Below are 26,568 nucleotides of genomic sequence, written 5' to 3'. Positions count from 1 at the left end.
TGAGTTGCTCCGGACAGGTAGGTTGTAGTTGACGGATCGGCAGGCACATCCGTGCTGGTGAGCCCGCTTCTCCGAGGATTTCCCGGCCCCGGTTGACGCTCCGGTGTGGATCACGTCGTCGGCGCCGTTCGCGTGCGTGCGAAGACACGCACAGAACAGGCTACTCCACCGTGTCTGTGCTGCACAAATGGCCCCGCACCCGGCCCGGGACAACCGGCGCGCGGGCCTAGACTCGGCCGTATGACCCAGCACCCTCCACGGGCGCCGCGAGTGCTCGGCGACATCGACTCGGTGACGAGCGAATCGGCCAGCCGTTCCTGGTGGGACACCGAGGCCGACGCCTACCAGGCAGAACACGGCGCCTTCCTCGGCAACGCGATTCCCGGCGGCGACTTCGTGTGGGGGCCCGAGCGGTTGCGCGAGGAGGACGCCGGTCTGCTGGGCGACGTCGCCAGCCGCGACGTCCTGGAGATCGGCTGCGGCGCCGCGCCGTGCGCACGTTGGCTCCTCGCCCGCGGCGCCCGCCCAGTGGGGCTGGACGTGTCCGTGGGCATGCTGGCCCACGCGGTGTCGGCGATGGCCGCCGACGAGCGGCCGGTGCCCTTGATCCTGGCCGGCGCCGAGCACCTCCCCTTCGCCGACGCCTCGTTCGATCTGGCTTGCTCGGCCTTCGGCGCGGTCCCGTTCGTCGCCGATTCGGCCCGCCTGATGGCCGAGGTGTCCCGGGTCCTCCGCCCGGGCGGCCGCTGGGTGTTCGCCACCAACCACCCGATGCGCTGGATGTTCCTCGACGACCCGGGCCCCGAGGGGCTGCAGGTGGCGTTGTCGTACTTCGATCGCACGCCCTACTCCGAGGCCGATGCCGACGGCAACGTCACCTACGTCGAGCACCACCGCACGATGGGCGATCGCGTCCGCGAGATCGTCGCGGCCGGCCTGGTACTCGAAGACGTGGTGGAACCCGAATGGCCCGACGACCTCGACGCCGAATGGGGACAGTGGTCTCCCCTGCGCGGCGCCTTCTTCCCCGGCACTGCGATCTTCGTCTGCCGCAAGCCGGAATGACGCCGCCCGACCCGGCCGCCCCTCTGATCGTTCAGAACGGTGGCGGGTCTTCGCGGGCATCGCGCTCGCGTCGGCGGCGAAGGCGGTCGCGTTCGGCCCGGCGCCAAGCGTGTTTATGAGCGGTGGCGGCTTTGAGGCCGCCGCCGGCAGAGCTGGTGCTCTGAGGGGTGTGTGACTCCGGTGGCGGTTGGGGCCGGTGGAGGCAGGTGACGCCGTCGAGTTGCGGGAACACCCACTGTCCGGGTGCGGCGGTTTCCGCAGTGAATCCGTGCGGGGTGGTGATCGAGGTCCAGAGGGTGCCCTCGTCGTCGATCCACAGATCGTCGACGAAACCGGCGGCCGGGTCGGTGGCCCCGACCTGCGTTTTCTGAATGTGATGAAGCTTGCACTTGGGAGCGATATTGCACAGACAGGTGGGGCCGCCGGAAGCGGGCTGGAACTGGTCGTACTCTTCGACGTGATCGAGTTCGCAGTTCCAGGCGGGGCGTTCGCAGCCGGTGACGGTGCACATCGGAAACAGGCCCCGCACGACGGTGTCGAGGGCGGCTGTGGGCCGGTAGGGATCAGCCGGCTGAGCGGTGTTCTCCACCAGAATCGGCGACTCGCCGATCTCCTCGGCTGCGCCGAACTGATCGAGATCGAGTCCGCGGACGGTGGTGTCGGGACGCAGCGCCAGACCCCGGACGTGGTCGGCGCCGATCACGCCGTGCCCGTCGAGGAACGCCGGTTCCTCGTCGTCCCCGTCGAGGGTGGACTTCTGACATACCGCGTGGATCACGATGCGGGCCTGGCGGTCGCTGACGGCGTCCTCATCGAGGGAGGCGGTGCAGGTGACCTCGTCGTCGCAGCCGCACTCGAACGGCATGCGGCGCAGCCGCGCGGTCGCGGCCGCTGAGCGCCGCACCCGCAGGGGGCGCGGATCGTTGGGACAGCATCCTTCGACCAGGGCGTTGATCGCCGCCCACGCCAGCCGGGCTTCTTCGGCGTCGGTGGTGATGGTGAGCCCGGCCAGGCCGTCGTCGTAGTCGCGGGTGGTGACGTTCTTGCGCGCTTGCGCTTTGGCACGCCGACGGCGCACGGCGTCGGGGTCGTGCTTGGCCACGACACGGTCGGCGATGTGGGTGGTGATCTTCTCGGAGATGTGGCCGGCGTTCCCCAGCGATTCGGCGAGATCGGCGTCGACGGCCGCGATGACGGCCGCTTCGTCGACCACGGCCGTGCGGGACACGGAGACGGCGAACATCTCCGAGGTGATCGTGCCGTCGCGCAGCAGCTCACCGACGCGCGGCACGCGTTCGACGATCGCGACGGCCTGGTTCACCAGCGTGCGCGCCTGTGTCGCCCGGACACCGAAGACCACCTGGATCTCGGTCTGGGCGACCACATAGGCGTCGACCGGGTCATAGGCGGCACCGTCGTCGATCACGGCGTCGTGCAGGTTGGCCAGGGCGATGTCGAGGAACTGCCCGATGCCCCGCAGCTGCTCCCAATGCAGATACGACTGGCCGCGCCGGGCGTTGGAGGCGTACACCAGCCAGTCGCGACATTGAGTGCGGTCGGAGTCGCCGGCGTCGGGTTCGATCATCCCCACCGGAGCCAGATCGACCTTGGTCCAGGGCGAGCTGCGATCGACGTGGACCATGCCACTCACCCCCCTGGTGTTCGACTGTTCTGTAGTTTAGATTACACACACATTTTGGTGTGCGCAAGTGTTCGAACAAAGTTCTTCAGAAACAAGATAACACCAGGCTAAAGCAGGTTTTGAACCGAACCTTCCACCGGTTCGAGGCGAGCGTTCGCACTCCCCCGATCGCTCAGGAGCCCCGATCTCGCAGACGAGTGTTCGAATGAGACGGAGCCTCCGGACTGCCGCTCGTCAGAGGAGCTTGGAGAGGAATGCCTGCGTCCGCTCGTGCTGCGGACGTTCCAGCATCTCCCGCGGGTTCCCGCGCTCGACCACCTTGCCGTCGGCCATGAACACCAGTTGGTCGGCGACCTCCCGGGCGAAACCCATCTCGTGGGTGACGACCAGCATCGTCATGCCGGCCTGCGCGAGGTCCCGCATCACCGCGAGCACATCGCCGACCAGCTCCGGGTCCAGCGCCGAGGTGGGCTCGTCGAACAGCATGAGCTTGGGTTCCATGGCGAGCGCGCGGGCGATGGCCACCCGCTGCTGCTGCCCGCCGGACAGCTGCGCCGGATAGGCATCGGCCTTGCTCGCCAGCCCCACCTTCGACAGCAGGTCCTCGGCGCGCGCGACGGCCTCGTCGCGCGACTGCCCCTTCACCAGCATCGGCGCCTCGATGACGTTCGCGATGACCGTGCGGTGCGGAAACAGGTTGAAGTGCTGAAAGACCATGCCGATGTCCCGGCGCTGCTTGGCGGCATCCCGCGGACTCATCTCGTAGAGCTTGCCCCCGCGCTCGCGGTAGCCGATCAGCTCGCCGTCGACGCGCAGGCGGCCGGCGTTGACCTTCTCCAGGTGGTTGACGCACCGGAGGAACGTGGATTTGCCCGAGCCGCTCGGGCCGATCAGGCAGGCGACCGAGCCGTGCTGCACCTGGAGCGATATGCCTTTGAGGACCTGCAGCGCACCGAAGCTCTTGCAGACGTTCTCGGCCTGCACCATCGGTGAGCGCGGCGCATCGACGCTCATCTGCCGCCCTCCAGGGTCTCGGCCTGCGCGAGTTCGGCCAGCTGATCATCGCTCAGCATCCGGCTGGCCCCCTTCGAATAGTGCTTCTCCAGATAGTGCTGGCCGATCATCAGGATGCTGGTGACCGCCAGATACCAGGTGGACGCGACCAGCAGCATCGGGATGGGCTGGAAGTTGAGGCTGGAGATGTCGCGTTGTCGACCGTACAGCTCCAGAGAGAACGGTATCGCCGTCACCAGGCTGGTGGTCTTCAGCATGCTGATCAGCTCGTTGCCGGTGGGCGGGATGATCACCCGCATCGCCTGCGGGAGCACCACCCGGCGCATGGTCTGGATCCAGGTCATCCCCAGCGCCACCGACGCCTCCATCTGCCCCTCGTTGACCGACGAGATGCCCGCGCGCACGATCTCGGCCATGTAAGCGGCCTCGTTGAGACCCAGACCGATGATGGCGAACAGGAACGCCGCGTTGATCGTCTGCACGTCGATGTGGAAGAACTGCGGACCGAACGGGACACCGACGTCGATCCGGGAGTAGATGGAGCCGAACAGCCCCCACAGCACCAGCTGCACATACACCGGGGTCCCGCGGAAGATCCACAGGTAGACCCACGCCACCGTCCGGAGCACCGGGTTCGGCGAGAGCCGCATCACCGCCAGCAGCACACCCAGCACCACCCCGAGGATCATCGCGCAGACGGTCAGCGCCAGCGTCCAGCCGGCGGCCTCGATGATCCGGGTGTCGAAGAGGTAGTCGGCATAGGTGCGCCACTTGTAGGCGTCGTTGGTGGCCGCGCCGTAGACGAACAGACCGACCAGCACCAGGATGATCGCCGCGGCGATCCACTGCCCCGGGTGCCGCAGCGGCACCGCCTTGATGGCCTCGGGCGCGGTCCCGTCCGGGCCGGCCTCGTCCGGGGGCTTCGGGGCCGGGGGCGTCTGGGTCATGGGCTCGCTCCGTTGATCTGCGCGGTCTCGATCATTCCTGCTTCCACTCCCCAATGCTCGGCGATCGTCCGGTAGTAGCCGTTGTCGATCAGATACTGCATCGCCTGCTGCACCGCAGGCCCCAGGGCCGAGCCCTTCGGCAACGGAATCCCGTACGGCGCAGCGTCGTACATCGGTCCGACGAGCTCGAGGTCTTCGCCGATCTTGGCGGTCTTGGTGACGGCGTAGGCGCTCACCGGCGAGTCGGCGGAGAAGGCGTCGATCTTGCCCAGCAACAGCGCGGTGACCGCCTGGTCCTGGGCGTCGAACTTCTGCTTGTCGATCGGCGGCTTGCCGGCGGCGACGCATGCGGCACTCTTGGCCGGGATCTCTTCGGTGTCCTCGACCGTGGTCGACTGCACCCCGACGCGCTTGCCGCAGGCGTTGTCGGGATCGATCTCGTCGCCGGTCCGCTGCACCCACTGCACGCCTGCGCGATAGTAGGTGACGAAGTCGACCTGCTTCTCGCGCTCGGCGGTGTCGGTGAACGACGAGATCCCGGCGTCGTAGGTCCCGGCCTGGATGGACGGGATGATCTTGTCGAAGTCGGATTCGAAGAACTCCGGGCGTAGACCCAGCACCTGCGAGATCGCCTTCATGATGTCGATGTCGAAGCCGACGATCCGGCCGTCGCGGTCCTTGAACTCGTTCGGCTGATAGGGCGGATTGGTGCCGACCCGCAGGACCCCGCTCTGCGCGATCCTCGGCGGCACCAGCGCCGCGATCTCCGGCTGCTCGCTCACCTGCAGGGTGATGGGGGCGACGTCGAGCTCGGATTCGTCATTGGTGCAGGCCGTCGCCGCCAGCATCGTGACGGCAAGCAGGATCGCACCGAACCGCCTGAGTCGTTCGCCCCGCACCGTCACCATCCTCTTGTTCACCGGTGACCGGCGGTCACTCGCGTTCGTCAGATGAACCTACACCGACGGCGCGGGCGTGATCGGCGAACTCCGCGGTGGTGGCGGTGCCACCCAGGTCCGGTGTGCGCACCCCGGCGGCCACCGTCGCGGCGACCCGGACGCGCATGTCCTCGGCTGCGGCCAGGACCCCGGGATCGGAGTGCCGGGTGCCGTACCACTGCAGCGCCTGCGCCACCGAACCGATCATCGCGATGGGGTCGGCGATCCCGCGCCCGGCGATGTCCGGTGCCGCGCCGTGCACCGCCTGTGCCATCACCCGAGTGTCCGAGCAGTTGATCGACGCGGCCAGGCCCAACGAGCCCGACAGCTCTGCGGCCAGGTCGGAGAGGATGTCGCCGAACAGGTTCTCGGTCACCACGACGTCGAAGTCTGCGGGCCGACGCACCAGGAGGGCGGCCATCGCGTCGACGTGCTGCTGGTCCACCCGCACGTCCGGGAACCGTTCGGCCACCTCGAGGCACACGTCACGGAACAGCCCCGTGGTGAGACGCAGGACATTGGCCTTGTGCACCACGGTGACGTGGCCCCGCCGGGCGCGAGCGGCCTCGAAGGCGCGCTCGGCGATGCGTTCGGTGGCCTGCCTGGTGACCAGCCCGACGGACAGCGCGACGTCGGGCGTCGGCATGAACTCGCCGCTGCCCACCGTCATGTTGCGGTCGGCGTACAGGCCTTCGCTGTTCTCCCGCACGATCAGCAGATCGATGTCCGGCGCGGTGGCGCGAACGCCCGGAATCGCTTGTGCCGGACGAAGATTCGCATAGAGGCCGAAATGCTTGCGTAACAACGCTCCGGGTGGGGGCGCGTCCCGGTGCGGCGGCGGGTAGGCGGCCGAGTCGTGCGGCCCGACGATCATCAGCTCACGGTGTTCGAGCGCGTTCAGGGTGCTCTCGGGCAGCGCCGACCCGTGGCTGTCGATGGCGGATTCGCCGTAGGGCAACCGCTCCAGGACCATCCGCACCCCGTGGGCGGCGAGAGCCTGCTCGGCGAGCGCGACCGCGACCGGCACCACCTCGGGGCCGATCCCGTCGCCGTCGAGCACCGCCGCGCGCAGTACCTGGTGGTCGTTCATCGTCGTCGCGCTCAGTGTGCGGCGTCGTCCCACGAACGGCCGAACCCGACCGACACGTCGAGGGGAACCTTGAGCTCGATCGCCGACCCCATCTCCTCGCGTACCAGCGCCTCGATCGCCTCGCGTTCACCGTCGGCCACCTCGACGACGAGCTCGTCGTGCACCTGCAGCAGCATGCGTGAGCGCAGTCCTTCGGCGGCGATGCGCCGGGCGACGTTGATCATCGCCACCTTGATGATGTCGGCCGCCGTCCCCTGGATCGGCGCGTTCAGCGCCATGCGCTCGGCGCCCTGCCGCCGCTGGAAGTTGTCGGAGTTCAGGTCCGGCAGGTAGCGGCGGCGGCCGAACAGCGTCTCGGTGTACTCCTTGCGGCGCGCCTCGACGACCACCTCGTGCAGGTAGTCGCGTACGCCGCCGAAGCGCGCGAAGTACTGGTCCATCTGGTCGCGGGCCTCGTCGCGGCTGATCCCCAGCTGCGCGGCGAGCCCGTACGCGGACAGGCCGTACGCCAAGCCGTAACTCATCGCCTTGACCCGGGACCGCATCTGGGCGTCGACCTGGTCGACCGGCACCCCGAAGGCTCGGGAGCCGACGAAGTTGTGCAGGTCCTCGCCCGTGTTGAAGGCCTCGATCAGGCCTTCGTCGCCGGACAGGTGAGCCATGATCCGCATCTCGATCTGTGAGTAGTCGGCGGTCATCAGACACTCGTAGCCCTCGCCGACCACGAAACCGCCGCGGATCTGCCGGCCGGCGTCCGTGCGGACCGGGATGTTCTGCAGGTTGGGCTCGGTGGAGCTGAGCCGGCCGGTGGCGGCCACCGTCTGATTGAAGGTGGTGTGGATCCGGCGATCGTCCGCGACGGTCTTGAGCAGGCCGTCGACGGTCACCTTGAGGCGGGTCGCGTCCCGGTGCTCCAGCAGGAACTTGAGGAACGGGTGTTCGGTCTTCTCGTAGAGCGAGGCCAGCGCATCCGCATCGGTGGTGTAGCCGGTCTTGGTCTTCTTGGTCTTGGGCATGCCGAGCTTGTCGAACAGGACCACCTGCAGCTGTTTGGGCGAGCCGAGGTTCACCTGCTCGCCGATCACCTCGTAGGCGGACTCGGCGGCGTCCCGAACCCGTTGGGCGAAGCTGCGCTCGAGATCCTCCAGCTGTGCCACGTCGACGGCGATGCCTGCCGACTCCAGGTCGGCCAGGACGAAGGCCAGCGGCAGTTCCATGTCGCGCAGCAGCGGCACCGATTCGATCCGCTCCAGCTCGGTGTCGAGGGTGTCGGCCAGCTCGGCGACGGCCTGCGCCGACAGCATCAGCTGATTCGACACCGCCGACTCGTCGGTGTCGCCGTCGAGCAGCGACAGCTGTCCGTCGTCGGCGGCGCCGTCGGCGCGCAGCTCGCGCCGCAGATAGCGCAGCGCGAGATCGTCCAGGTTGAAGGTGCGCTGCCCGGGGCGGACCAGGTAGGCGGCCAGCGCGGTGTCGGAGGTGACCCCGGTCAGCGTCCAGCCGCGGCCGCGCAGTGCGTGGATCGCCCACTTGACCTCGTGCACGGCCTTGGGCCTGTCCGGGTCAGCGAGCCAGACGCCGAGAGCGGCCTCGTCGTCCGGGCTCATCGTCACCGGGTCCACGAAAGCCGCTTCGCCGTCGGCGGCGGCGATCGCGATGCCGGTGGCCTCGGAGCCGACCACTCGCCCGGCACCGGTCACGGCCAGACCGCTGCGTCCGGTCTGCGCGTGCGCCTCGAGCCATGCGGCCACCTCGCCGGTCTCCAGCCGGGTGCCCGACACCTCGAAGCCGGCGTCGGCCTCCGGCTCGGTCGAGGTGAGGGTGGAGAACAGCCGATCCCGCAGGACCTTGAACTCCAGGTCGTCGAAGAGACGGTGGATGCGGTCGCGATCCCAGCCGTGCAGCGCCAGATCGTCGGGCTCTGAGGGCAGGTCCATGTCGCGCACCAGCTCGGTGAGTCGGCGGTTCATGATGACCGCGGCCAGGTTCTCGCGCAGCGAATCGCCGACCTTGCCGCGCACCTCGTCGGCTCGGTTCACCAGTTCTTCGAACGAGCCGTACTCGCGGATCCACTTGGCCGCGGTCTTCTCCCCGACGCCCGGGATGCCGGGCAGATTGTCACTCGGGTCGCCGCGCAGCGCCGCATAGTCCGGGTACTGCTCGGGGGTGAGACCGTACTTGCGCTCCACCTCGTCCGGGGTGAACCGGGTCAGCTCGGAGACCCCCCGTTTCGGGTAGAGGACGGTGATGTTGTCGTTCACCAGTTGCAGAGCGTCCCGGTCCCCGGTGACCACCAGAACGCGGTAGCCCTGCTGGTCGGCGCGGGTCGCGAGGGTGCCGATGATGTCGTCGGCCTCGTAGTTCTCGATCGCCATAACCGGGATGCCCATCGCGTCGAGGACGTCCTTGGTCAGATCCACCTGCCCGCGGAACTCGTCCGGCGAGGACGAACGCTGCGCCTTGTAGTCGGGGAACATCTCCGACCGGAAGGTCTGGCGCGAGACGTCGAAGGCCGCCGCGATATGCGTGGGCTCTTCGTCGCGCAGCAGATTGATCAGCATCGCGGTGAAGCCGTACACGGCGTTGGTCGACTGACCGGTGTTGGTCTTGAAGTTCTCCGCCGGCAGCGCGAAGAAGGCCCGATAGGCCAGCGAATGACCGTCGAGCAGCATCAGCGTCGGTCGTGCGGCCTGTTTGCTGCGGGCTTGGGTACGGGACGGTGTCTGCGCGGGGCTCACGCTGTCCGAGTGTAGTGAGCCCCTCCGACGCGCCGACTCCGGATCAGGCGGGAGCGTCGTCGCCGAGGCTTTCCACGACCACCTGCGCGACGGCCTTCATGGTCACGCGACGATCCATCGCATTGGTCTGGATCCACCGGAACGCCTCCGGCTCGGTCAGCGCCTGCTTCTCCATCAGCAGTCCCTTGGCCCGCTCGATGAGCTTGCGGGCCTCGAAGCGCTCGTTCATGCCCGAGATCTCGTCCTCGAGCGCCTTGAGTTCGCGGAAGCGGCTGAGCGCCACCTCGATGGCGGGCACCAGGTCGGACTGGCTGAACGGTTTGACCAGGTAAGCCATCGCGCCGGCGTCGCGGGCGCGTTCGACGAAGTCGCGCTGACTGAACGCGGTGAGCATCACGACCGGCGCCAGTCGTTTGCGGGCGATCTCGCTGGCCGCGTCGATGCCGTCGCGGACGGGCATCTTGATGTCCATGATCACCAGATCGGGGTGCAGGGACTCGGTGAGATCGACGGCCACCTGACCGTTCGGCGCCTCACCGACCACGTCGTAGCCCTCGTCGCGCAGCATCTCGCACAGATCCATGCGGATCAGCGAGTCGTCTTCGGCGACCACCACGCGGCGGGCGCGCGGCTGTTCGGGCGCAGACCCGGTTAGGCTCATCGACTCCGTCTTCCGTTGGTTTCGGCGATTCCAGTGTCCCCGATGCTGCGTGCCCCGGGCCGGAATCGAACCGGCACCTCCGGAGAGACCGCATTTTGAGTGCGGCGCGTCTGCCAATTTCGCCACCGGGGCCGATGGTGTGCGTTGACGAGTGTACGTTTCGCTCTCCCCGGCCATTGCGGCAACCCGCCGTTTTCGCCCGCGCCGCCCCCGGGTGGACGACGATGGCAGCCATGGCACGCCTCACCACCCGGCCCCGCCTCGAGATCGCCGTCCAGGACGGCGCCGGCGCGGCCGTCGCCGCCGGGAACGGCGCCGACAGAGTGGAGTTGTGCACGGCGTTGGGGGCGACGGGCGGTCTGACGCCGTCGCCGGGCACGCTGGCGCAGGTGTGCGCCACCGGGATCGACGTGCACGTCCTGATCCGCAACCGGCCGGGCGGTTTCGTCTACGACGACGCCGAGCTCGACGCCCTTGCCGCCGACATCGCCCTGGCGGCCGATCGCGGAGCCGCCGGCGTGGTGATCGGCGCCCTCGACGCCGGCGGGAACGTGGACGTGCGCGCCTGCCGGCGCCTGATCGCGGCGGCCCGCACCGCCGGCCGGCCGCTGGAGATCACCTTCCACCGGGCCCTGGACACTCTCGAAGACCCGGTGACCGCGCTGAGGCTGCTCGCCGACCTTGGGGTGGATCGCGTCCTCACCTCGGGTGGGGCCGCCCGTGCCGGCGACGGGCTGGGCCGGCTGGCCCGCCTGGTCGGCGCGGGCACGGGCGTCGAGATCATGGCCGGCGGCGGCGTGCGCCTGGACGACCTGGCCGCCCTGGCCGCGCTGGGCGTCGATGCGATCCATCTGTCGGCGAAACGCCTGGTCCCCGACCCGGGCGTCACCGGCCCCGGCGGCGGCACCGGCGGCGAACTGGAGATGACCGACCCGACACTGGTCGCCGCCGCGCGCCGCGAACTGGACCGCATCTGTGACGGACCGTCATAGACATCACTCCCAGCGTCCGCTAAGTTACGTCTCAGTAACATCACATCTGCATCACATAGCGACTTCGGGGAGTTGTTCATCACATGCTGTCGACCACGCGTGCCCGGTTGCACCGGACACTGATTCTCTTACTGGTTCCGATCCTGGTGGCCGCCGGTTCGGCGCTGCTGCCGATGACGGCGGCACCATCGGATGCGGCCGTCTCCGGCGCACTGGGCGCCAAGTGGACCCGGACCGCGGAAGGACCGCAGAAGTATCCCGGATACTCGGTGACCCCGGATGTGCCGATCAAGATGAGCGACGGCACCGTCCTGCGCGGCAATCTGATCCGGCCCGCGGACAAATCCGGCCGGCCCGTCAGCGAGAAGATGCCGACCATCGTCAATCTGACGCCGTACACCAAGATGGTGAGCGCGCTCGCGGCCGAGGTGGTGAACTTCCCCGTCCTGGTGCCGCAGCTGATCGAGCTGCTGAACGCGATCAATCTGCAGGGCACCGTGCTCTCCGGCTACAACGACCTGGTCGGCTCACTGCGGAGCGGGTTCGCCGATTCGTTCTCCTACGACCCGAAGCTCGTCCGCTCCGGCTACAACATGCTGGTGGTGGACGTGCGCGGCACCGGCTTCTCCCAGGGCACCTGGCAGGTGTTCGGCGACCGCGAGCGCCGCGACACCGGCGAGGTGATCGACTGGGCCGCCGAGCAGCGCTGGTCCAACGGCAAGATCGGCATGGCCGGCGCCTCCTACTCGGCCATCAACCAGCTGCAGGCCGCCGCCGATCGGCCCGGCAAGCTCGACGCCATCTTCCCGGTGGTGCCCGGCGCCGACATCGTGCGCGACGTGGTCGCCCCCGGCGGCGGCGTCGGCACCGGCTTCCTGTCGATGTGGCTGGCGCTGGTCAACACCTCCAAGATGATCCCGAACGTCGCCTCCATGCTCAACGGCACCTTCGACTGGAAGTGGCTGGGCGACCGGGCGAAGGACCCGCTCACCTACATCGACGTGATGCTGCAGGCACTGACCCTGCAGCGTCCCGATCAGGCGACCGGCGAGACCCGCAAACTGCTCACCGAAGGCACCGATCGCCGCAAGTCGCTGTTCACCGACGTCGGCCGGATCACCACTCCGACGTTCAGCATCGGCGGGTGGAACGACCTGTTCACCAACAGCGAGGCGCGGATGCTGTCGGGCCTGAAGCAGCTTCCGGACAGCAAGAAGAAGCTGATCATGGACGACGGTTATCACATCACCGTCGGCGCCCAGTTCGGCACGCCCGGCAACCCGCCCAAGATGACGGCACTCTCGCGCGCCTGGTACGACAAGTGGCTCAAGGGCATCGACAACGGAATCGACCGGTACTCCCCCGCCACCCTCGCGTCGATGCCGCGCGACAACTATCTGCAGGGACCGAGTTTCCCGCTGCCCGGCTACACCCATCAGCGGCAGTACCTGAGCGGCAAGCCGTCGCCGTCCATCCACACCCCGGTGGCCGGTAACGGTTCCCTTTCCTCGGCGAAGCCGTCGGCGCGGGCGACCCGCGTGGTCCAGCCGGGACTGTCGAACGTGTGCGGCAAGGACGGCGCGCAGGGCGCTGCGGGTGTGACGGCGCTGTTCGACTTCTGCGGGCGCGACAACCGCCTGGCCGAGGTCGCCGCCCAGACCTTCACCACCGCGCCGGTCACCAAGACGACGCGGCTGTCGGGCTGGCCGGCGATCCACCTCAATCAGCGACTGCAGGCCACCGACGGCTACTGGCACGCGACGGTGAACGTGGTGTCCCCCGACGGTCGCTCACAGGTGGTGTCGATGGGCCAGCTGATGGTGTCACTGCGCGAGGTGGACCGCTCCCGCAGCCAGTTCGCCGCCAACGGCGACGTGATCGACCCGTTCCTGTATCTGTCGCTGGACCATTACAAGCCGGTGCGTCCCGGGCAGACCCTCGCGATCGACATCCCGATGACCCCGACTCAGGCCGCGCTGCGGCCCGGAGACCGGATCCGGATCGACGTCTACTCGCTGAACGCCCCGAAGGCGCTGCCCCTGGGACCGGCGATGTGGGCGTCGAAGTTCGGTCCGCAGTTCATCGAGATCGACCCGAAGGCACCGAGCTGGGTGAACCTTCCGGTCGACCGGCCGCTGCGTTGATCCCCACCGTCTGATCCCCACCGTCTGATCCACGCCGTCTGATCCACGCCGTCTGATCGTCCCGGCCCCGCGCCGGGACGGTCAGCGGCCGACCCACGCGCCGCGTTCGAGTTCGGTGCGGGACACGTATTCGTCCGGCGCGGAACCGATCCGCAGAAGGTAGATGTGGCCGTCGGCGTTCACCCCGTCGACACGGAAGGACAGGAAGCACACGCCACCGTCTTCGGCTCCGGTGAATCGATCGAGGCGGGTGTCGGCCACTCGCCGGCCGGACTCGGTGGAGAAGATCTGCACCCGCGCCCCCTGACCGATGGACTGGTCGGCGAGCGCGGTGCGCGTCGCGCAGTCGGTCGGTACCTTGCCCGACGCGGTGAATCGATACTGGTTCAACGCCCCCAGGATCAGCGCCGCCGCGGTCGCCGCCGCGATGATCAGCGCCGCAAGCACACTCACCGCCCAGACCCAGCCGTAGTCGTGCCGCCGCCACCGATTGGGCGGAAGGAATCGGCCCGGCGGCAGGAAGTACTGGACCTGCGGGGTACCCGGAGCCCCGGAGACCACCTCGGTCTCCACGATCTCGATCTGTTCGCCCGCCCCCGGGAAGGCGATGTCGGGGCCGCCGCTCTCGGTGGGCGGGCGGTCGTGCGCCGGCCCGGCCCGTCCCGGCACCCCGTCGGAGAATTCGTTCACCGTCGTACCACTTCCACTCCCCCGGCCGTGCTCAGTTCCGGGGCGGGAAGTACTTGATCAGCGCTTCCTGAACCACCGACGTCGCGAGGGTGCCGTCCCGGGTGAAGAATCGGCCCGAGCCGATGCCGCGGGAACCGGCGGCCACCGGCGACTCGGTGGCGTACAGCAGCCAGTCGTCGAACCGGAACTCCCGGTGGAACCACATGGAGTGGTTGACCGTCGCCGCGAACAGGCGGTCCATCCCCCACGACAGCCCGTGGGTGGTGATGATCGAATCGAGCACGGTGGTGTCCGAGGCGTAGGCCATGGCCGCGACGTGCAGCAGCGGATCGTCGGGCAGCACACCGTCGGTCTTCATCCAGACCCGGTTGTGCGTGAGGGTCTCCCCGGCGTCCTTGACCTTCCAGGTGGGGTCGTTGGCGAACCGGATGTCGATCGGATGCAGCGCGTTGACGAACAGCGCGATCTGCTCCTCGTAGCCCTTGAAATGCTCACCCAGCGGCGGCAGTTCCTCCGGATACGGCACCAAGGGGATCTCGACGGCGTGTTCGAGGCCCGCGTTGTTGTCTTGGAAGGCGACCAGCATGGTGAAGATCTCGTCGCCGTCCTGGATCGCCGTGACCTGTCGATTGGCGAAGGCCTTGCCGTCCCGGAATCGCTGGACGTGATACTCCATCGGCTTGTTCACGTCGCCGCCGCGGATGAAGTGGGCGTGCAGCGCGTGCACCGGTGGGGCGCCGCGCACCAGCGTGCGGCCGGCCGCGACCACTCCCTGACCGAGCAGCTGGCCGCCGAAGGTGCGCGCCGTCTTCTGTTCCGGGTGCTGACCGATGAACAGATCGTCACCTGCCTGCTCGAGATCGAGCAGGGCGATCAGCTTCTCCAGATCCCCGCCGTCGGAGACCGCCTTCATCTGATGGTTCGGGTCGTTCAGATTGCGGGTCATCCCCCAACCTTAAGCGACGGCCCCCGGCACACCGGAGACCGTCGCCGCCACGGACCGATCAGTGGTCTTGTTCGCCGATGCGGTGCAGGTGCAGCAGGTTCGTGGAGCCCGGCACCTGCGGGGGCGCCCCGGCGACCACCACGACCACCGAGCCGTGCTTCACCGCGCCGCTGCTCTCACAGAACTCGTCGAGCTGGTCGATCATCAGGTCGGTGCTCGCCGCCTTGGCCACCAGGAACGGCTCCACTCCCCAGCTCAGCGTCAGCTGATTGCGAGTCTGTTCCTCGGTGGTGAAGGCCATCAGCCGCAGCCGCGAGTGCAGGCGGGCGATTCGGCGTGCGGTGTCACCGGTCTCGGTGAAGACGGTGATCGCGGCGGCGTTGAGCCGTTCGCCGATGTCGCGGGCCGCATAGGTCAGGACCCCGCGCTGGGTGCGCGGCACATGCTTGAGCGGCGGTACTTCGCGCCGGCTCTCTTCGGCGGCGACCACGATCGAGCTCATGGTGCGAACGGTCTCGAACGGGAAGTTGCCCACCGAGGTCTCGCCGGACAGCATCACCGCGTCGGCGCCGTCGAGCACCGCGTTCGCCACGTCCGAGGCCTCCGCCCGAGTCGGGCGCGAGTTCTCGATCATCGAGTCGAGCATCTGCGTCGCCACGATCACCGGCCGGGCGTTCTCCCGGGCGATCTGGATCGCCCGCTTCTGCACCAGCGGCACCTGCTCGAGCGGCATCTCCACGCCCAGATCACCGCGCGCGACCATGATCGCGTCGAAGGCGAGCACGATCGCCTCCAGGTTGTCGATCGCCTCCGGCTTCTCCAGCTTGGCGACGACCATCACCCGGCGACCCACCCGGTCCATGATCTCGTGGACCAGTTCGATGTCGCCGGGGCTGCGCACGAAGGACAGGGCCACCAGGTCCACACCCAGACTGAGCGCGAATTCGAGATCGGCGATGTCCTTCTCGCTGAGCGCCGGGACCGAGATGTTCATACCGGGCATGGAGAGGCCCTTGTGGTTGCTCACGGGGCCGCCCTCGGTGACCCGGCACACCACGTCGTTGCCGTCCACCGACTCGACCACCAGGCCCACTTTGCCGTCGTCGACCAGCAGCCGATCGCCCGGCTGCGCGTCGTCGGCGAGGCGCTTGTACGTGGTGGAGACGCGGTCGTGGTTGCCGACGATGTCGTCGACGGTGATCCGCACCTGCTCACCGGTTCTCCAGTCGACCATCCCGTTGGGACGGCCGTTGTCCTCGAACCAGCCGAGGCGGATCTTGGGGCCCTGGAGATCGGCCAGAATGCCCACCGGACGGCCGGTGGCCTCAGCGGCCCCGCGCACGGCCTCGTAGACCGCCTTGTGGTCTTCATGGGTGCCGTGGCTGAAGTTCATGCGGGCGACGTTCATCCCGCTCTCGACGAGCTCTGTGATGCGCTCCAGAGAGTTGGTAGCAGGGCCGAGGGTGCAGACGATCTTGGTTCGACGGGTCACGCGAACCAGGCTAGTCCTTTCCGCCGGAACCGTCCCGATCCACCTCTCCGGACACCTCCGAGTCGGCGTCCGGGACCTCGTCGACCACGGGGATCTCGTCGTCGGCGAACATCTCGTCGTCGACCAGGACCTCGTCGCCGGCAGCCGCGTCGTCAGCGGTGTCGTCAGCGGCGTCGTCAGTAGACTCCTCGTCGGAGTCGTCCACGACCTCGTCGACGCCCTGGTCCACCGCCCCGGCGTCGGCCTCATCCGCGGACTCGTCGCCGGACTCTTCGTCGCCGGACTCTTCGTCATCGGCCGGTTCGTCATCGGCCGGTTCGTCAGCGCGGCCGATGATCACCATCGAACTGTCCGCTCCGCTCGAGATCACCTCGCGCACCTCGATCCCGCCGCCCCCGGCGCCCGGGTCTGCGGTGACCGTATAGATCGCGCCGGTGTCGGCAGGCGTCTCCCCGCCGGCATCGTCCTGCTCGGCCTGGTCCCCGTCGACCTCGTCGGCATCGGCGTCGTCGTGCTCGGTGTCGCCGTTCTCTCCGGCGTCTCGCGCCCACTGCGCGTCGCCATCGGCTTCGGTCGTCGCAGCATCGGCCGCCGAGCCCGCCCCGCCCATATCCGCCCCGTCTGGATCTGCCTCGTCAGCATCTGTGTCGTCGGTGTCGGCCTGATCCCCGGCGTCGTCGCGGTCGTACTCGACGTCGTCATGGTCGCGGTCGTCGTCATCGTCGCGGTCGTCGTCGAGCGTCGGCGGCACGTAGCCGAGCTCTCCCGCCTCGGCGAGCTCCTCCGCGCGGCGCGGCCAGTACATGGACAGTCCCAGCTCCCGTCCTCTGGGGGCGAACACGAAGTACAGCGCTGCGCACAGGAAGACGATCGCGGCGGTGAAGACGTTGATGCGCACGCCGAGAACCTCGGTGGCCGCGTCGGTGCGCAGCAACTCGATCCCGAAGCGCCCGATGCAGTAGCCGGCGACGTACAGCGCGAACAGGCGTCCGTGCCCGATCCGGAAACGCCGGTCGATCAGTACCAGCAGGATCACCACGAGCACGTTCCAGAGGAGTTCGTACAGGAAGGTCGGGTGCACCACGCTGTGCACCACACCGGTGGAGACCCCGTCGGGCAGTGCGATCCCGGTCTCGGCGCCGTTGCGCCGGACGAACAGTTCCATGCCCCACGGCAGGTCGGTGGTCCCGCCGTACAGCTCCTGGTTGAAGTAGTTGCCGAGCCGGCCGATGGCCTGTGCCAGCAGGATGGCCGGGGCCAGCGCGTCTCCGAACGGAGGGAGCTTGATGCCCTTCCAGCGGCAGCCGATCCACGCGCCCACCGCACCCAGTGCGACCGCACCCCAGATGCCGAGGCCGCCGTCCCACACGGCGAGGGCACCACTGAGGCCCTTCCCGTTCTCTCCGAAGTACCGGTACCAGTCGGTGCCGACGTGGTAGAGCCGACCGCCGATCAGGCCGAAGGGCACCGCCCACAGGGCCACGTCGAGCACATCACCGGGCTGACCGCCGCGGGCACGCCAGCGCCGATCGCCCCACCACACCGCGACGACGATGCCGACGATGATGCAGAGCGCGTAGGCGCGCAGGGGTACGGGCCCGAGGTACCAGACGCCCTGCGGAGGGCTGGGCAGGTACGCGAGGATACTCGTGTGGCTCACGCGTGCCACCCTAACGGACGCCGATCAGCGCACGTCGCCGCGCACTCCGTCGGCGAGTTCGCCGACCAGTTCGGCGACGGCCCGTTCTCCCTCGCCGCTGGCGGAGACGATGGCCGAGCCGACGATCACGCCGTCGGCGTACCCCGCGATCTCGGCGGCCTGCGCACCGTTGCGCACGCCCAGACCCACGCCGATCGGGATGTCGGAGTACTCGCGGACGCGGGCGCACAACTCGGGCGCCATCGACGAGACATTGTCGCGGGCGCCGGTGACGCCCATCGTAGAGGCCGCATAGACGAAGCCCGAACAGTTGTCGAGGGTCATCGCCAGCCGTTCCGGGGTCGACGACGGAGCCACCAGATAGATACGGTCCAGGTCGTGCGCCTGCGACGCGGCATGCCACTGCGCGCCCTCTTCGGGAATGAGGTTCGGGGTGATGACCCCGACGCCGCCGGCCGCGGCCAGATCCCGCGCGAAGGCGTCCACGCCGTATTTGAGGACCAGGTTCCAGTAGGTCATCACGACCGGCTGCGCGCCGGCGGCGGCCACGGTCTCGGCCGCGGTGAAGACGTCCCGGACCCGGCAGCCGTTGGCGAGTGCCACCTGTGCGGCGGTGGCCACCGTCGGACCGTCCATCACCGGATCCGAGTAGGGGATGCCGATCTCGACGATGTCGCAGCCGGCGGTGACCATCGTGCGCAGTGTGCCCAGCGAGTCCTCGACAGTCGGGTAACCGACCGGCAGGTAGCCGATCAGGGCGGCCCGGTCGTCGGCGCGGCAGGCGGCGAAGGTCTCACCCAGGCGGGAGGCGGGGGCGGGCTTGCGGCTCATGCGCCGTTCTCCTTCTGCTTCAGCTTCTCCGCGTACTCGAACTCCGACAGCGGCTTGTCCAGCAGGCCGAACCATTCCGCGGCGGTGTCGACGTCCTTGTCACCGCGACCGGACAGGTTGACGACGATGATCGCGCCTTCGCCCAGTTCGCGTCCGAGCGCCAGCGAACCGGCGACGGCGTGCGCCGATTCGATCGCCGGGATGATGCCTTCGCGGCGCGACAGCAGCGCCAGCGCCTCCATCGCCTCGGTGTCGGTGACCGGGCGGTACTCGGCGCGACCGATCTCGCGCAGGTGGGCGTGCTCGGGGCCGACGCCCGGGTAGTCCAGGCCGGCGGAGATGGAGTGCGACTCGATGGTCTGGCCGTCTTCGTCCTGCAACAGGTACGAGTAGGCGCCCTGGAAGGCGCCCGGACTGCCCCCGGTGAACGTGGCTGCGTGCCGGCCGGTGTCCACGCCGTCGCCGGCCGCCTCGAAACCGACCAGGCGCACTCCGTCGTCGTCGAGGAAGGGATGGAAGATGCCGATGGCGTTGGAGCCGCCGCCGACGCAGGCGGTGACCGCGTCGGGGAGCCGACCGGCCTGATCCAGGATCTGTGCTCGGGCCTCCATGCCGATGATGCGCTGCAGATCGCGCACCATCATCGGGAACGGATGCGGGCCGGCGGCGGTGCCGAAGCAGTAGTAAGTGTTGTGCGCGTTGGTCACCCAGTCGCGCAGCGCCTCGTTGATGGCGTCCTTGAGGGTGGCCGAGCCGGTCTCCACGGCCACCACCTCGGCGCCGAGGAGCCGCATGCGGGCCACGTTCAGCGCCTGCCGTTCGGTGTCGACGCGGCCCATGTAGATCAGGCACTCCAGTCCCAGCAGCGCGCAGGCCGTCGCGGTGGCAACCCCGTGCTGGCCGGCACCGGTCTCGGCGATCACCCGCGTCTTGCCCATCCGTTTGGCGAGCAGTGCCTGGCCCAGCACATTGTTGATCTTGTGCGAGCCGGTGTGGTTCAGGTCTTCGCGCTTGAGGAAGATCCGGGCCCCGCCGGCCTCCCCGGACAAGCGCTTGGCCTCGTAGAGCGGCGACGGCCGGCCGGTGTAGTCGCGCGCGAGGGCGTCGAGCTCGGCGAAGAAGTCCTTGTCGCTGCGCAGCTTCTCGTAGGTGGTGGTGGCCTCTTCGATCACGGCCATCAGCGCCTCGGGCACGTGACGGCCGCCGAACTCGCCCCAGTGGCCGTGCTCGTCGGGGCCGATCTCCGAGCGCTGCGCGACGCCGTCGCTGGCCAGCGGAAAACGGCCGGAGTTCTCACCGGAGAATTGATCGGTCACGATTCCTCAATATCCTCGTCGTCTCGGTCGGATCGCCGGTCGGCTCCGCGCCGCAGCGACGTGCTCAGTGCGACGGCTTGGGGCACGACGGATGCGTGCCCGCGGCCACCAGATCCGACACCATCTGGCGCGGGGCGCCACTGGTCACCAGGCCTTCACCCACCAGCACCGCATCGGCACCGGCGCCGGCGTAGGCCAGCAGGTCGGCGGTGCCGCGGACGCCGGACTCGGCCACCTTGATCACCTTCGACGGCAGGCCGGGCGCGATCCGGGAGAAGCTGTCGCGGTCCACCTCGAGGGTCTTCAGGTTGCGGGCGTTCACGCCGACCACTCGGGCGCCGGCTTCCAGGGCCCGGTCCGCCTCGGCTTCGGTGTGCACCTCCACCAGGGCGGTCATGCCGAGCGATTCGGTGCGGTCGAGCAGCGAGGCCAGCGCGTCCTGCTCCAGCGCGGCCACGATCAGCAGGATCACGTCCGCGCCGTGGGCACGGGCCTCGTGGATCTGGTACGGCCCGACGATGAAGTCCTTGCGCAGCACGGGGATGTCCACCGCGGCACGCACCGCGTCGAGGTCGGCGAGGCTGCCGTTGAAGCGGCGCTCCTCGGTCAGCACACTGATGATGCGTGCGCCGCCGGCCTCGTATTCGCGCGCCAGATCCGCGGGATCGGCGATGTTCGCCAGGGCGCCCTTGGACGGGCTGGACCGCTTCACCTCGGCGATGACGCCGATGCCCGGCTGCAGCAGTGCCGCGGTGGCATCGCGGGGCTCGGGCGCGCGCCGTGCCGCCTTCTTCACTGCGGCCAGATCGAGCACCGCTTCGCGGGCGGCGACGTCAGCCCTGACCCCCTCGATGATCGAGTCGAGTACCGTGCCGCCAGCCACCGAGCCGTCCCCTTTCCCGCCGTGAGATCCCGACTGTTTGCTCCAGCCTAGATACCTCGCGAATCGCGCTGGACCTCGGGTCCGGTTACCCGCGGGTCGGTCCCGGATCGCTCTGTCCGCCACCGGTCTCCGGGAGGTCGTCGGTGGGGTCGACACCGTGGTCGAGCGCCTCCCACAACTCCCGCTCACTGGCCGCGCCGGAATCCTGTCCGGCCTGCCGCGCTTCCCGCTCGGCGAAGACGCGCCGCTCGAGTTCCTCCCGCCGGGCGGCCGGCGAGGTGTACTTGGAGGACATCTTCGATGCGCTGGACGCGGACCGGAGCATCGCGATCGCGCCGAGCACCGCACAGGCCGCCGCCACCAGCACCAGGATCCCCGCACCCGTGCGCGAGGTGATGGCCACCACGTCGTAGCGGGCCGGCAGGTCGATCACCTCGGCGGCGTACATGCTGTCGGCACCGCTGTTGATCAGCGTGACAGCCGGGATGGCGACGGCGATGCCGGCGAGCGCGACGACCACCGCGACGATCCGCAGCGCGATCCCGTGCAGCACGAACTGCACGACGAGCGCCGCCAGGAAGAACAGCGCGATGGCCACCAGCCACGGACTCCAGTCCGAGCCGGTGACGGCGAAGATGCGAGGTTCGCTGAGCCCGTCTTCGACGTACACCTCAGCCCACGTCATCCGCGAGGCCCCCCACAGCACGCCGGCGGCGGCGATCAGCAGGAGGGAGGCGATCGCCTTCGCCCTGCGGTTGGGGCCCGGTGCCCCGGTCTCGGCGGACGTCTCAGTCATCGTCTTCCCCTTCGCCGACCCGGGCGGCCGTGGCGGTCACCGGGGTCATGGTGGCGGCCGCGGCGATGGCGTTCAGGACGGCCGTCGCCTTGTTCCGGGCCTCATTGAACTCGTACTCGGCGTCGCTGTCGGCCACCACGCCGCCGCCGGCCTGCACGAAGGCGCGGCCGTCGGTCATCAGCGCGGTGCGGATCGCGATCGCGGTGTCGGCGTCGCCGGCGAAGTCGAGGTAGCCGACGATGCCGCCGTACAGGCCGCGGCGGGTGATCTCGTTCTGGTCGATCAACTCCATCGCCCGGACCTTCGGCGCTCCGGTGAGCGTGCCCGCCGGGAAGCACGCGGTGACGGCGTCGAGCGCCTGGTTGTTCTCCCGCAGCCGTCCCGACACGGTCGACACCAGGTGCATCACGTGGCTGTAGCGCTCCACGCGCCGGTAGTCGGTGACGCGCACCGTGCCCGGCTCGCAGACCCGGCCGAGGTCGTTGCGGCCCAGGTCCACCAGCATCAGGTGCTCGGAGTTCTCCTTCTCGTCCTCCAAGAGTCCCTTGGCCAGCAGGTGGTCCTCCTCGTCGGTGGCCCCGCGCCAGCGGGTGCCCGCGATCGGATGGGTGGTCGCCACCTGATCGGACACGGTCACCAGCGCCTCCGGCGAGGAACCGACGATGCTGAACGGGCGGGCACCCACGCCGGATGCGCCGACACCTGGCAGGCGCAGCAGGTACATGTACGGGCTCGGGTTGGACGCCCGCAGCACGCGGTAGACGTCCACCGGGTCGGCGTCGGTGGCCATCTCGAAACGCATCGACGGCACCACCTGGAACGCTTCCCCGGCTTCGATGGCCTCGACCAGACCGTCCACTATCTCCCGGTAGTCGTCCAGGGACCGCTGGCTGGTGTAGTCCGGTGCGGGCCGAGAGAACGTCGACACGGTCGACGGGGCGGGGGCCGCCAGCGCCGCGGTCATCGCGTCCAGCCGGGAGACGGCGTCGTGGTAGGCCTGTTCGGCCCGTTCGTCACTGCCGTCGAAGTTGATGGCGTTGGCGATCAGGGTGATGGTGCCCTCGTGGTGATCGAAGGCGGCCAGGTCGGCCACGAGCAACCAGCACATGTCGGGCAGGCCGAGGTCGTCGACCGTGGTCTCCGGGAGCCGTTCCAGGCGCCGGACGAAGTCGTAGGCCATGAAACCGACGAAGCCGCCGGTGAGCGGAGGCATGCCGGGCAGATGGTCGGTCTGCAGCAGCCGCAGCGACGCGGCCAGCGCCTCGAGGGGATCGCCGCCGGTGGGCGCGCCTGCCGGGACGGTGCCCCACCAGTGGGCCTGGCCGTCGGCGACGGTCAGTGCCGACGGGGAGCCGGCGCCGATGAACGACCAGCGCGACCAGGACTGTCCGTTCTGCGCGGACTCGAGCAGGAAGGTGCCCTCTTTGTCGCCGGCGAGCTTGCGGTACGCCGACAACGGTGTCTCCGAGTCGGCCAGGAGTTTGCGGGTCACCGGCACCACCCGGTGGTCGACCGCCAGGTCCAGGAAGGTCGCCAGCGTGGTGGTGTGGGATTCGGCGGTGCCCGTCATCCCAGCGGAACTCCGCCGACACCCCACTGGGTGCGCGGGATCTCGTTGATGGTCACCCAGACCGAGTCCGGGTTCTTGCCGGTGGCGCGGGCGTAGGCCTCGGTCACCGCCGCGATGGTCTCGTTCTTGACCCGATCGGACAGGCCGGGGGTCTGGGAGATCTGGATGAGCGGCATGGCGTCGATCCTTCCTGCTTCGATGGTGCTGGGCTCGTTGATGCGGGGCTCGAGTGATCAGTCCGCGGTCGGCTCGACCGGCACCGCGAACTCCAGCGGCGGCGCGAAGAAGCAGCTGTGGTTCCCGGTGTGGCATGCGGCCCCGGTCTGATCGACCGTCAACAGCAGCGTATCGCCGTCGCAGTCGAGGCGGATGTCGTGCACGAACTGGACGTGCCCGCTGGTCTCCCCCTTCACCCAGTACTGCTGCCGGGAGCGGGAGTAGTAGGTGGCGCGGCGGGTGGCCAGGGTGCGTTCGAGTGCCACGTCGTCCATCCACGCCATCATCAGCACCTCGCCGGTACCGCGTTCCTGAGCGATGGCGGCGACGAGGCCGTCGTCGGTGCGCTTGAGTCGGGCTGCGAGGTCGGCGGGCAGAGCCATGGCACTTCCTGAGGGTCGCGGGTGGTCGGATTTCGGTGCGGGTCGGGCGGGTCGGGACTCGGGTCAGTCGTGGGCGGTGCGGACGACGATGTCCTCGGCGGCCATGGCGTCCTTGACGTCCCCGATGGTCAGTTCCCCGAAGTGGAAGACCGAGGCGGCCAGCACCGCGTCGGCCCCGGCGAGCACGGCGGGCGGGAAGTCCGCGGCCCGGCCGGCGCCGCCGCTGGCGATCACCGGCACGGAGACCACGTCGCGGACGGCGGCGATCATCGCGAGGTCGAAGCCCTCCTTGGTGCCGTCGGCGTCCATCGAGTTCAGCAGGATCTCCCCCACCCCGAGTTCCTCGCCGCGGCGGGCCCACTCGACGGCGTCGATCCCGGTGCCGCGGCGGCCGCCGTGGGTGGTGACCTCCCAGCCCGACGGTGTGGTGGTTCCGTCGCGGGCGGTGCGCGCGTCCACCGACAGCACGATGCACTGCGACCCGAATCGGCGGCTCATCTCCTCGAGCACCTCCGGGCGGGCGATGGCGGCGGTGTTGACGCTCACCTTGTCGGCGCCGGCCCGGAGCATGGCGTCGACGTCGTCGACGGTCCGGATCCCGCCGCCGACGGTCAGCGGGATGAAGATCTGGTCGGCAGCCGCGCGGACCACGTCGATCATGGTGCCGCGGCCGGCGCTCGAGGCGGTGACGTCGAGGAAGGTCAGCTCGTCGGCGCCCTCTGCGTCGTAGCGCGCGGCCAGTTCCACCGGATCGCCGGCGTCGCGCAGATTCTCGAAGTTGACGCCCTTGACCACCCGCCCGCCGTCGACGTCCAGGCACGGGATCACGCGTACGGCCAGGCTCACTTGTCTTCACCTCTCGGTCGGATCGGAACGATCATCGGCTGCTGTGGGGGTCTGCGGGTCGAAGTCTCGGGACCCGGTCAGAAGGTCAGGGTCTGCGGTTCGGGCCACTCGCCCGCGGCAATCACCTCGAGCAGTTCGGCGTGCACCCCGGGTGCGGCGGCCACCAGGGACGGGGTGGCCACCGTCCAGGGCCGGCCGAAGATGTCGGTGGCGATGCCGCCGGCCGCGCGCACCAGCGCCACCCCGGCCGCGTGGTCCCACGGGTGACGCCCGTACGACACCGCACCGGCCAAGTGACCGGCCGCCACGTAGGCCATGTCGGTGCCGGTGGAACCCTGCATGCGGATCCGGGCGTGCCGCCGGGTGATCTCGCCCTGCACGCGGGCCCGCTGCGCGCCGGGGAACAGGCCGTGCTGGTCGAAGTAATACGAGACGTAACCGATCGCGGTGCTGTGCAGCGAATCCTGCGGCTGCAGCGGCGCCGCCGGCTCGCCGTTGATCAGCAGCGGCCCCCCGCGGTATCCGGCGAAACGCTGCCCCTGCGGCGGCACCCAGGTGAGGCCGAGCACCGGTTCGCCGTCGACTACCAGTGCCAGCAGCATCGCGGTGGTCGGCAGTCCCGTCGAGTAGTTGAAGGTCCCGTCGATGGGGTCGAGGAGCCACACGATGCCGTTCGCCGGGTCGGGCCCGCCGAACTCCTCGCCGTGCACGCCGATCGCGGTGCGCCGCTCCAGTTCGGCGGTCAGCCGGCGTTCGAGGGCCAGGTCCATCTCGGTGGCGAAGTCGGTGCCGCCCTTGGCGACCGCGCTCGGCGCCCCGGCGCCGCCCAGGAAGTCCGGGACCACCGCATCGAGGATCTGGCTCGCGACGGCTTGCAGTCGCGGCAGGTCCAGATCGTGTGCGGTGATGCTCATCGTCGGGTCCGTGCTCCTTCGGTCCGGGTCGGCGCGTTCAGCCGGCCGCCGCGGCGACCGCCGCCAGCGCCTCGGGCAGCGTGAAGCGTCCAGCGTAGAGGGCTTTGCCGATGATCGCCCCTTCCACCCCGAGCGGAGCCAGTGCGGCGATCGCGACCAGGTCGTCGAGCGCGGAGATCCCCCCGGAGGCGACGACCGGCGAATCGGTGCGGCGCGCAACGGCCTCCAGTAGTTCCAGGTTCGGTCCGGTCAGGGTGCCGTCCTTGCTGACGTCGGTCACCACGTAGCGGGCACAGCCGTCGTCGTTCAGCCGGTCGAGCACCTCCCACACCTCGCCGCCCTCGGTGACCCAGCCGCGGCCGCGGACACGGTACACGCCGTGCTCGTCACGCAGCACGTCCAGGCCCACGGCGATCTTGTCGCCGTGTTCGGCGATGGCCCGCGCACACCACTGCGGGTCCTCGATGGCCGCGGTCCCGAGATTGACGCGGGTGCAGCCGGTGTCGAGGGCGGCCTGCAGCGAGGCGTCGTCGCGGATGCCGCCGGACAGTTCCAATTTCGGTGTCAGCTCGGCGGCCACCTCGCTGATGACGGCGCGGTTGTCGCCGCGGCCGAAGGCGGCGTCGAGATCCACCATGTGGATCCACTCGGCGCCGTCGCGCTCGAACGCCAGGGCCGCGTCCCGCGGCGAACCGTAGGGGGTCTCCGAGCCGGCGGCGCCCTGCACCAGGCGGACGGCCTGGCCGTCGACGATGTCCACGGCGGGAAGGAGTTCCAGGATCTGAGCCATCTCG

At 69.2% G+C, this 26,568-nt stretch carries 24 protein-coding genes and 1 tRNA gene; 3 read left to right on the top strand and 22 right to left on the bottom strand.

What is annotated here, in order from left to right:
• Positions 1-240: 240 nt before the first annotated feature.
• Positions 241-1,065, top strand: coding sequence for a class I SAM-dependent methyltransferase (locus ABD732_RS13315; RefSeq protein ID WP_344784466.1), 825 nt, complete (start codon positions 241-243; stop codon positions 1,063-1,065).
• A 31-nt stretch (positions 1,066-1,096) separates the two neighbouring features.
• Here ABD732_RS13315 and ABD732_RS13310 read toward each other — a convergent pair whose 3' ends face one another.
• The 8 genes from ABD732_RS13310 to ABD732_RS13275 all read right to left on the bottom strand — a co-directional run bounded on the left by ABD732_RS13310 (position 1,097) and on the right by ABD732_RS13275 (position 10,227).
• Positions 1,097-2,707, bottom strand: coding sequence for a DUF222 domain-containing protein (locus tag ABD732_RS13310; protein ID WP_344784464.1), 1,611 nt, complete (start codon positions 2,705-2,707; stop codon positions 1,097-1,099).
• A 234-nt stretch (positions 2,708-2,941) separates the two neighbouring features.
• Positions 2,942-3,694, bottom strand: a complete 753-nt coding sequence (locus ABD732_RS13305) for an amino acid ABC transporter ATP-binding protein (RefSeq protein ID WP_344784583.1) — start codon at positions 3,692-3,694, stop codon at positions 2,942-2,944.
• Between the two features lie 23 nt (positions 3,695-3,717).
• Entirely contained in the window at positions 3,718-4,668 is a 951-nt protein-coding gene (locus ABD732_RS13300; protein WP_344784462.1) for an amino acid ABC transporter permease, read from the bottom strand.
• Entirely contained in the window at positions 4,665-5,576 is a 912-nt protein-coding gene (locus tag ABD732_RS13295; RefSeq protein ID WP_344784460.1) for an ABC transporter substrate-binding protein, read from the bottom strand. The genes ABD732_RS13300 and ABD732_RS13295 overlap by 4 nt, the downstream gene beginning before the upstream one ends.
• Positions 5,577-5,601: 25 nt before the next feature.
• Positions 5,602-6,696 carry an isocitrate/isopropylmalate dehydrogenase family protein gene (locus tag ABD732_RS13290; RefSeq protein ID WP_344784458.1) on the bottom strand — a complete coding sequence of 365 codons (1,095 nt, stop codon included), beginning with the start codon at positions 6,694-6,696 and terminating at the stop codon, positions 5,602-5,604.
• Between the two features lie 11 nt (positions 6,697-6,707).
• Positions 6,708-9,434 (bottom strand): DNA polymerase I, encoded by a 2,727-nt coding sequence (gene polA, locus ABD732_RS13285; RefSeq protein WP_344784456.1) that lies wholly within the window; start codon positions 9,432-9,434, stop codon positions 6,708-6,710.
• A 43-nt stretch (positions 9,435-9,477) separates the two neighbouring features.
• On the bottom strand, positions 9,478-10,095 hold the full coding sequence (locus ABD732_RS13280) for an ANTAR domain-containing response regulator (RefSeq protein WP_344784454.1): 618 nt from the start codon (positions 10,093-10,095) through the stop codon (positions 9,478-9,480).
• Positions 10,096-10,145: 50 nt separating this feature from the next.
• Positions 10,146-10,227, bottom strand: a tRNA-Leu gene (locus tag ABD732_RS13275).
• A gap of 101 nt (positions 10,228-10,328) precedes the next feature.
• Here ABD732_RS13275 and ABD732_RS13270 point away from each other — a divergent pair.
• Positions 10,329-11,087 (top strand): copper homeostasis protein CutC, encoded by a 759-nt coding sequence (locus ABD732_RS13270; protein ID WP_344784451.1) that lies wholly within the window; start codon positions 10,329-10,331, stop codon positions 11,085-11,087.
• Positions 11,088-11,170: 83 nt separating this feature from the next.
• Positions 11,171-13,231, top strand: coding sequence for a CocE/NonD family hydrolase (locus ABD732_RS13265; protein WP_344784449.1), 2,061 nt, complete (start codon positions 11,171-11,173; stop codon positions 13,229-13,231).
• 81 nt (positions 13,232-13,312) lie between these two features.
• Here ABD732_RS13265 and ABD732_RS13260 read toward each other — a convergent pair whose 3' ends face one another.
• From ABD732_RS13260 to priA, 14 genes are all read right to left on the bottom strand, one after another.
• Positions 13,313-13,921, bottom strand: coding sequence for a hypothetical protein (locus tag ABD732_RS13260; RefSeq protein ID WP_344784447.1), 609 nt, complete (start codon positions 13,919-13,921; stop codon positions 13,313-13,315).
• 31 nt (positions 13,922-13,952) lie between these two features.
• On the bottom strand, positions 13,953-14,867 hold the full coding sequence (locus ABD732_RS13255; protein ID WP_344784445.1) for an acyl-CoA thioesterase: 915 nt from the start codon (positions 14,865-14,867) through the stop codon (positions 13,953-13,955).
• 58 nt (positions 14,868-14,925) lie between these two features.
• On the bottom strand, positions 14,926-16,359 hold the full coding sequence (pyk, locus tag ABD732_RS13250; protein WP_344784443.1) for a pyruvate kinase: 1,434 nt from the start codon (positions 16,357-16,359) through the stop codon (positions 14,926-14,928).
• Between the two features lie 10 nt (positions 16,360-16,369).
• Positions 16,370-18,019 (bottom strand): prolipoprotein diacylglyceryl transferase, encoded by a 1,650-nt coding sequence (gene lgt, locus ABD732_RS13245; protein WP_344784441.1) that lies wholly within the window; start codon positions 18,017-18,019, stop codon positions 16,370-16,372.
• Between the two features lie 24 nt (positions 18,020-18,043).
• A complete protein-coding gene (trpA, locus tag ABD732_RS13240) occupies positions 18,044-18,850 on the bottom strand; it encodes a tryptophan synthase subunit alpha (RefSeq protein ID WP_344784439.1) in 807 nt (268 codons plus the stop codon).
• Entirely contained in the window at positions 18,847-20,166 is a 1,320-nt protein-coding gene (gene trpB, locus ABD732_RS13235; RefSeq protein ID WP_344784437.1) for a tryptophan synthase subunit beta, read from the bottom strand. Before trpB ends, trpA begins: the two co-directional genes overlap by 4 nt.
• Positions 20,167-20,230: 64 nt before the next feature.
• Positions 20,231-21,049 carry an indole-3-glycerol phosphate synthase TrpC gene (gene trpC, locus ABD732_RS13230; protein ID WP_344784435.1) on the bottom strand — a complete coding sequence of 273 codons (819 nt, stop codon included), beginning with the start codon at positions 21,047-21,049 and terminating at the stop codon, positions 20,231-20,233.
• An 85-nt stretch (positions 21,050-21,134) separates the two neighbouring features.
• Positions 21,135-21,845, bottom strand: coding sequence for a TIGR02234 family membrane protein (locus tag ABD732_RS13225; RefSeq protein WP_344784433.1), 711 nt, complete (start codon positions 21,843-21,845; stop codon positions 21,135-21,137).
• A complete protein-coding gene (locus tag ABD732_RS13220) occupies positions 21,838-23,415 on the bottom strand; it encodes an anthranilate synthase component I (RefSeq protein WP_344784431.1) in 1,578 nt (525 codons plus the stop codon). Before ABD732_RS13220 ends, ABD732_RS13225 begins: the two co-directional genes overlap by 8 nt.
• On the bottom strand, positions 23,412-23,615 hold the full coding sequence (locus ABD732_RS13215; protein WP_344784581.1) for a tautomerase family protein: 204 nt from the start codon (positions 23,613-23,615) through the stop codon (positions 23,412-23,414). The genes ABD732_RS13220 and ABD732_RS13215 overlap by 4 nt, the downstream gene beginning before the upstream one ends.
• 33 nt (positions 23,616-23,648) lie before the next feature.
• Positions 23,649-24,014: a phosphoribosyl-AMP cyclohydrolase gene (hisI, locus tag ABD732_RS13210; RefSeq protein ID WP_344784429.1), complete on the bottom strand. Its 366-nt coding sequence runs from the start codon at positions 24,012-24,014 to the stop codon at positions 23,649-23,651.
• A 63-nt stretch (positions 24,015-24,077) separates the two neighbouring features.
• Positions 24,078-24,860, bottom strand: coding sequence for an imidazole glycerol phosphate synthase subunit HisF (gene hisF / locus ABD732_RS13205; RefSeq protein ID WP_344784427.1), 783 nt, complete (start codon positions 24,858-24,860; stop codon positions 24,078-24,080).
• 77 nt (positions 24,861-24,937) lie between these two features.
• Complete coding sequence (locus tag ABD732_RS13200) at positions 24,938-25,774, bottom strand: inositol monophosphatase family protein (RefSeq protein WP_344784425.1); 837 nt, start codon at positions 25,772-25,774, stop codon at positions 24,938-24,940.
• A 37-nt stretch (positions 25,775-25,811) separates the two neighbouring features.
• Entirely contained in the window at positions 25,812-26,564 is a 753-nt protein-coding gene (gene priA, locus ABD732_RS13195; protein ID WP_344784423.1) for a bifunctional 1-(5-phosphoribosyl)-5-((5-phosphoribosylamino)methylideneamino)imidazole-4-carboxamide isomerase/phosphoribosylanthranilate isomerase PriA, read from the bottom strand.
• Positions 26,565-26,568 lie beyond the last annotated feature (4 nt).

The organism is Gordonia caeni (assembly GCF_039537105.1).
Lineage (GTDB): Bacteria > Actinomycetota > Actinomycetes > Mycobacteriales > Mycobacteriaceae > Gordonia > Gordonia caeni.
The sequence above is the reverse complement of the archived record's forward strand: the minus strand, read 5'-3'. Positions and strand labels throughout refer to the sequence as shown.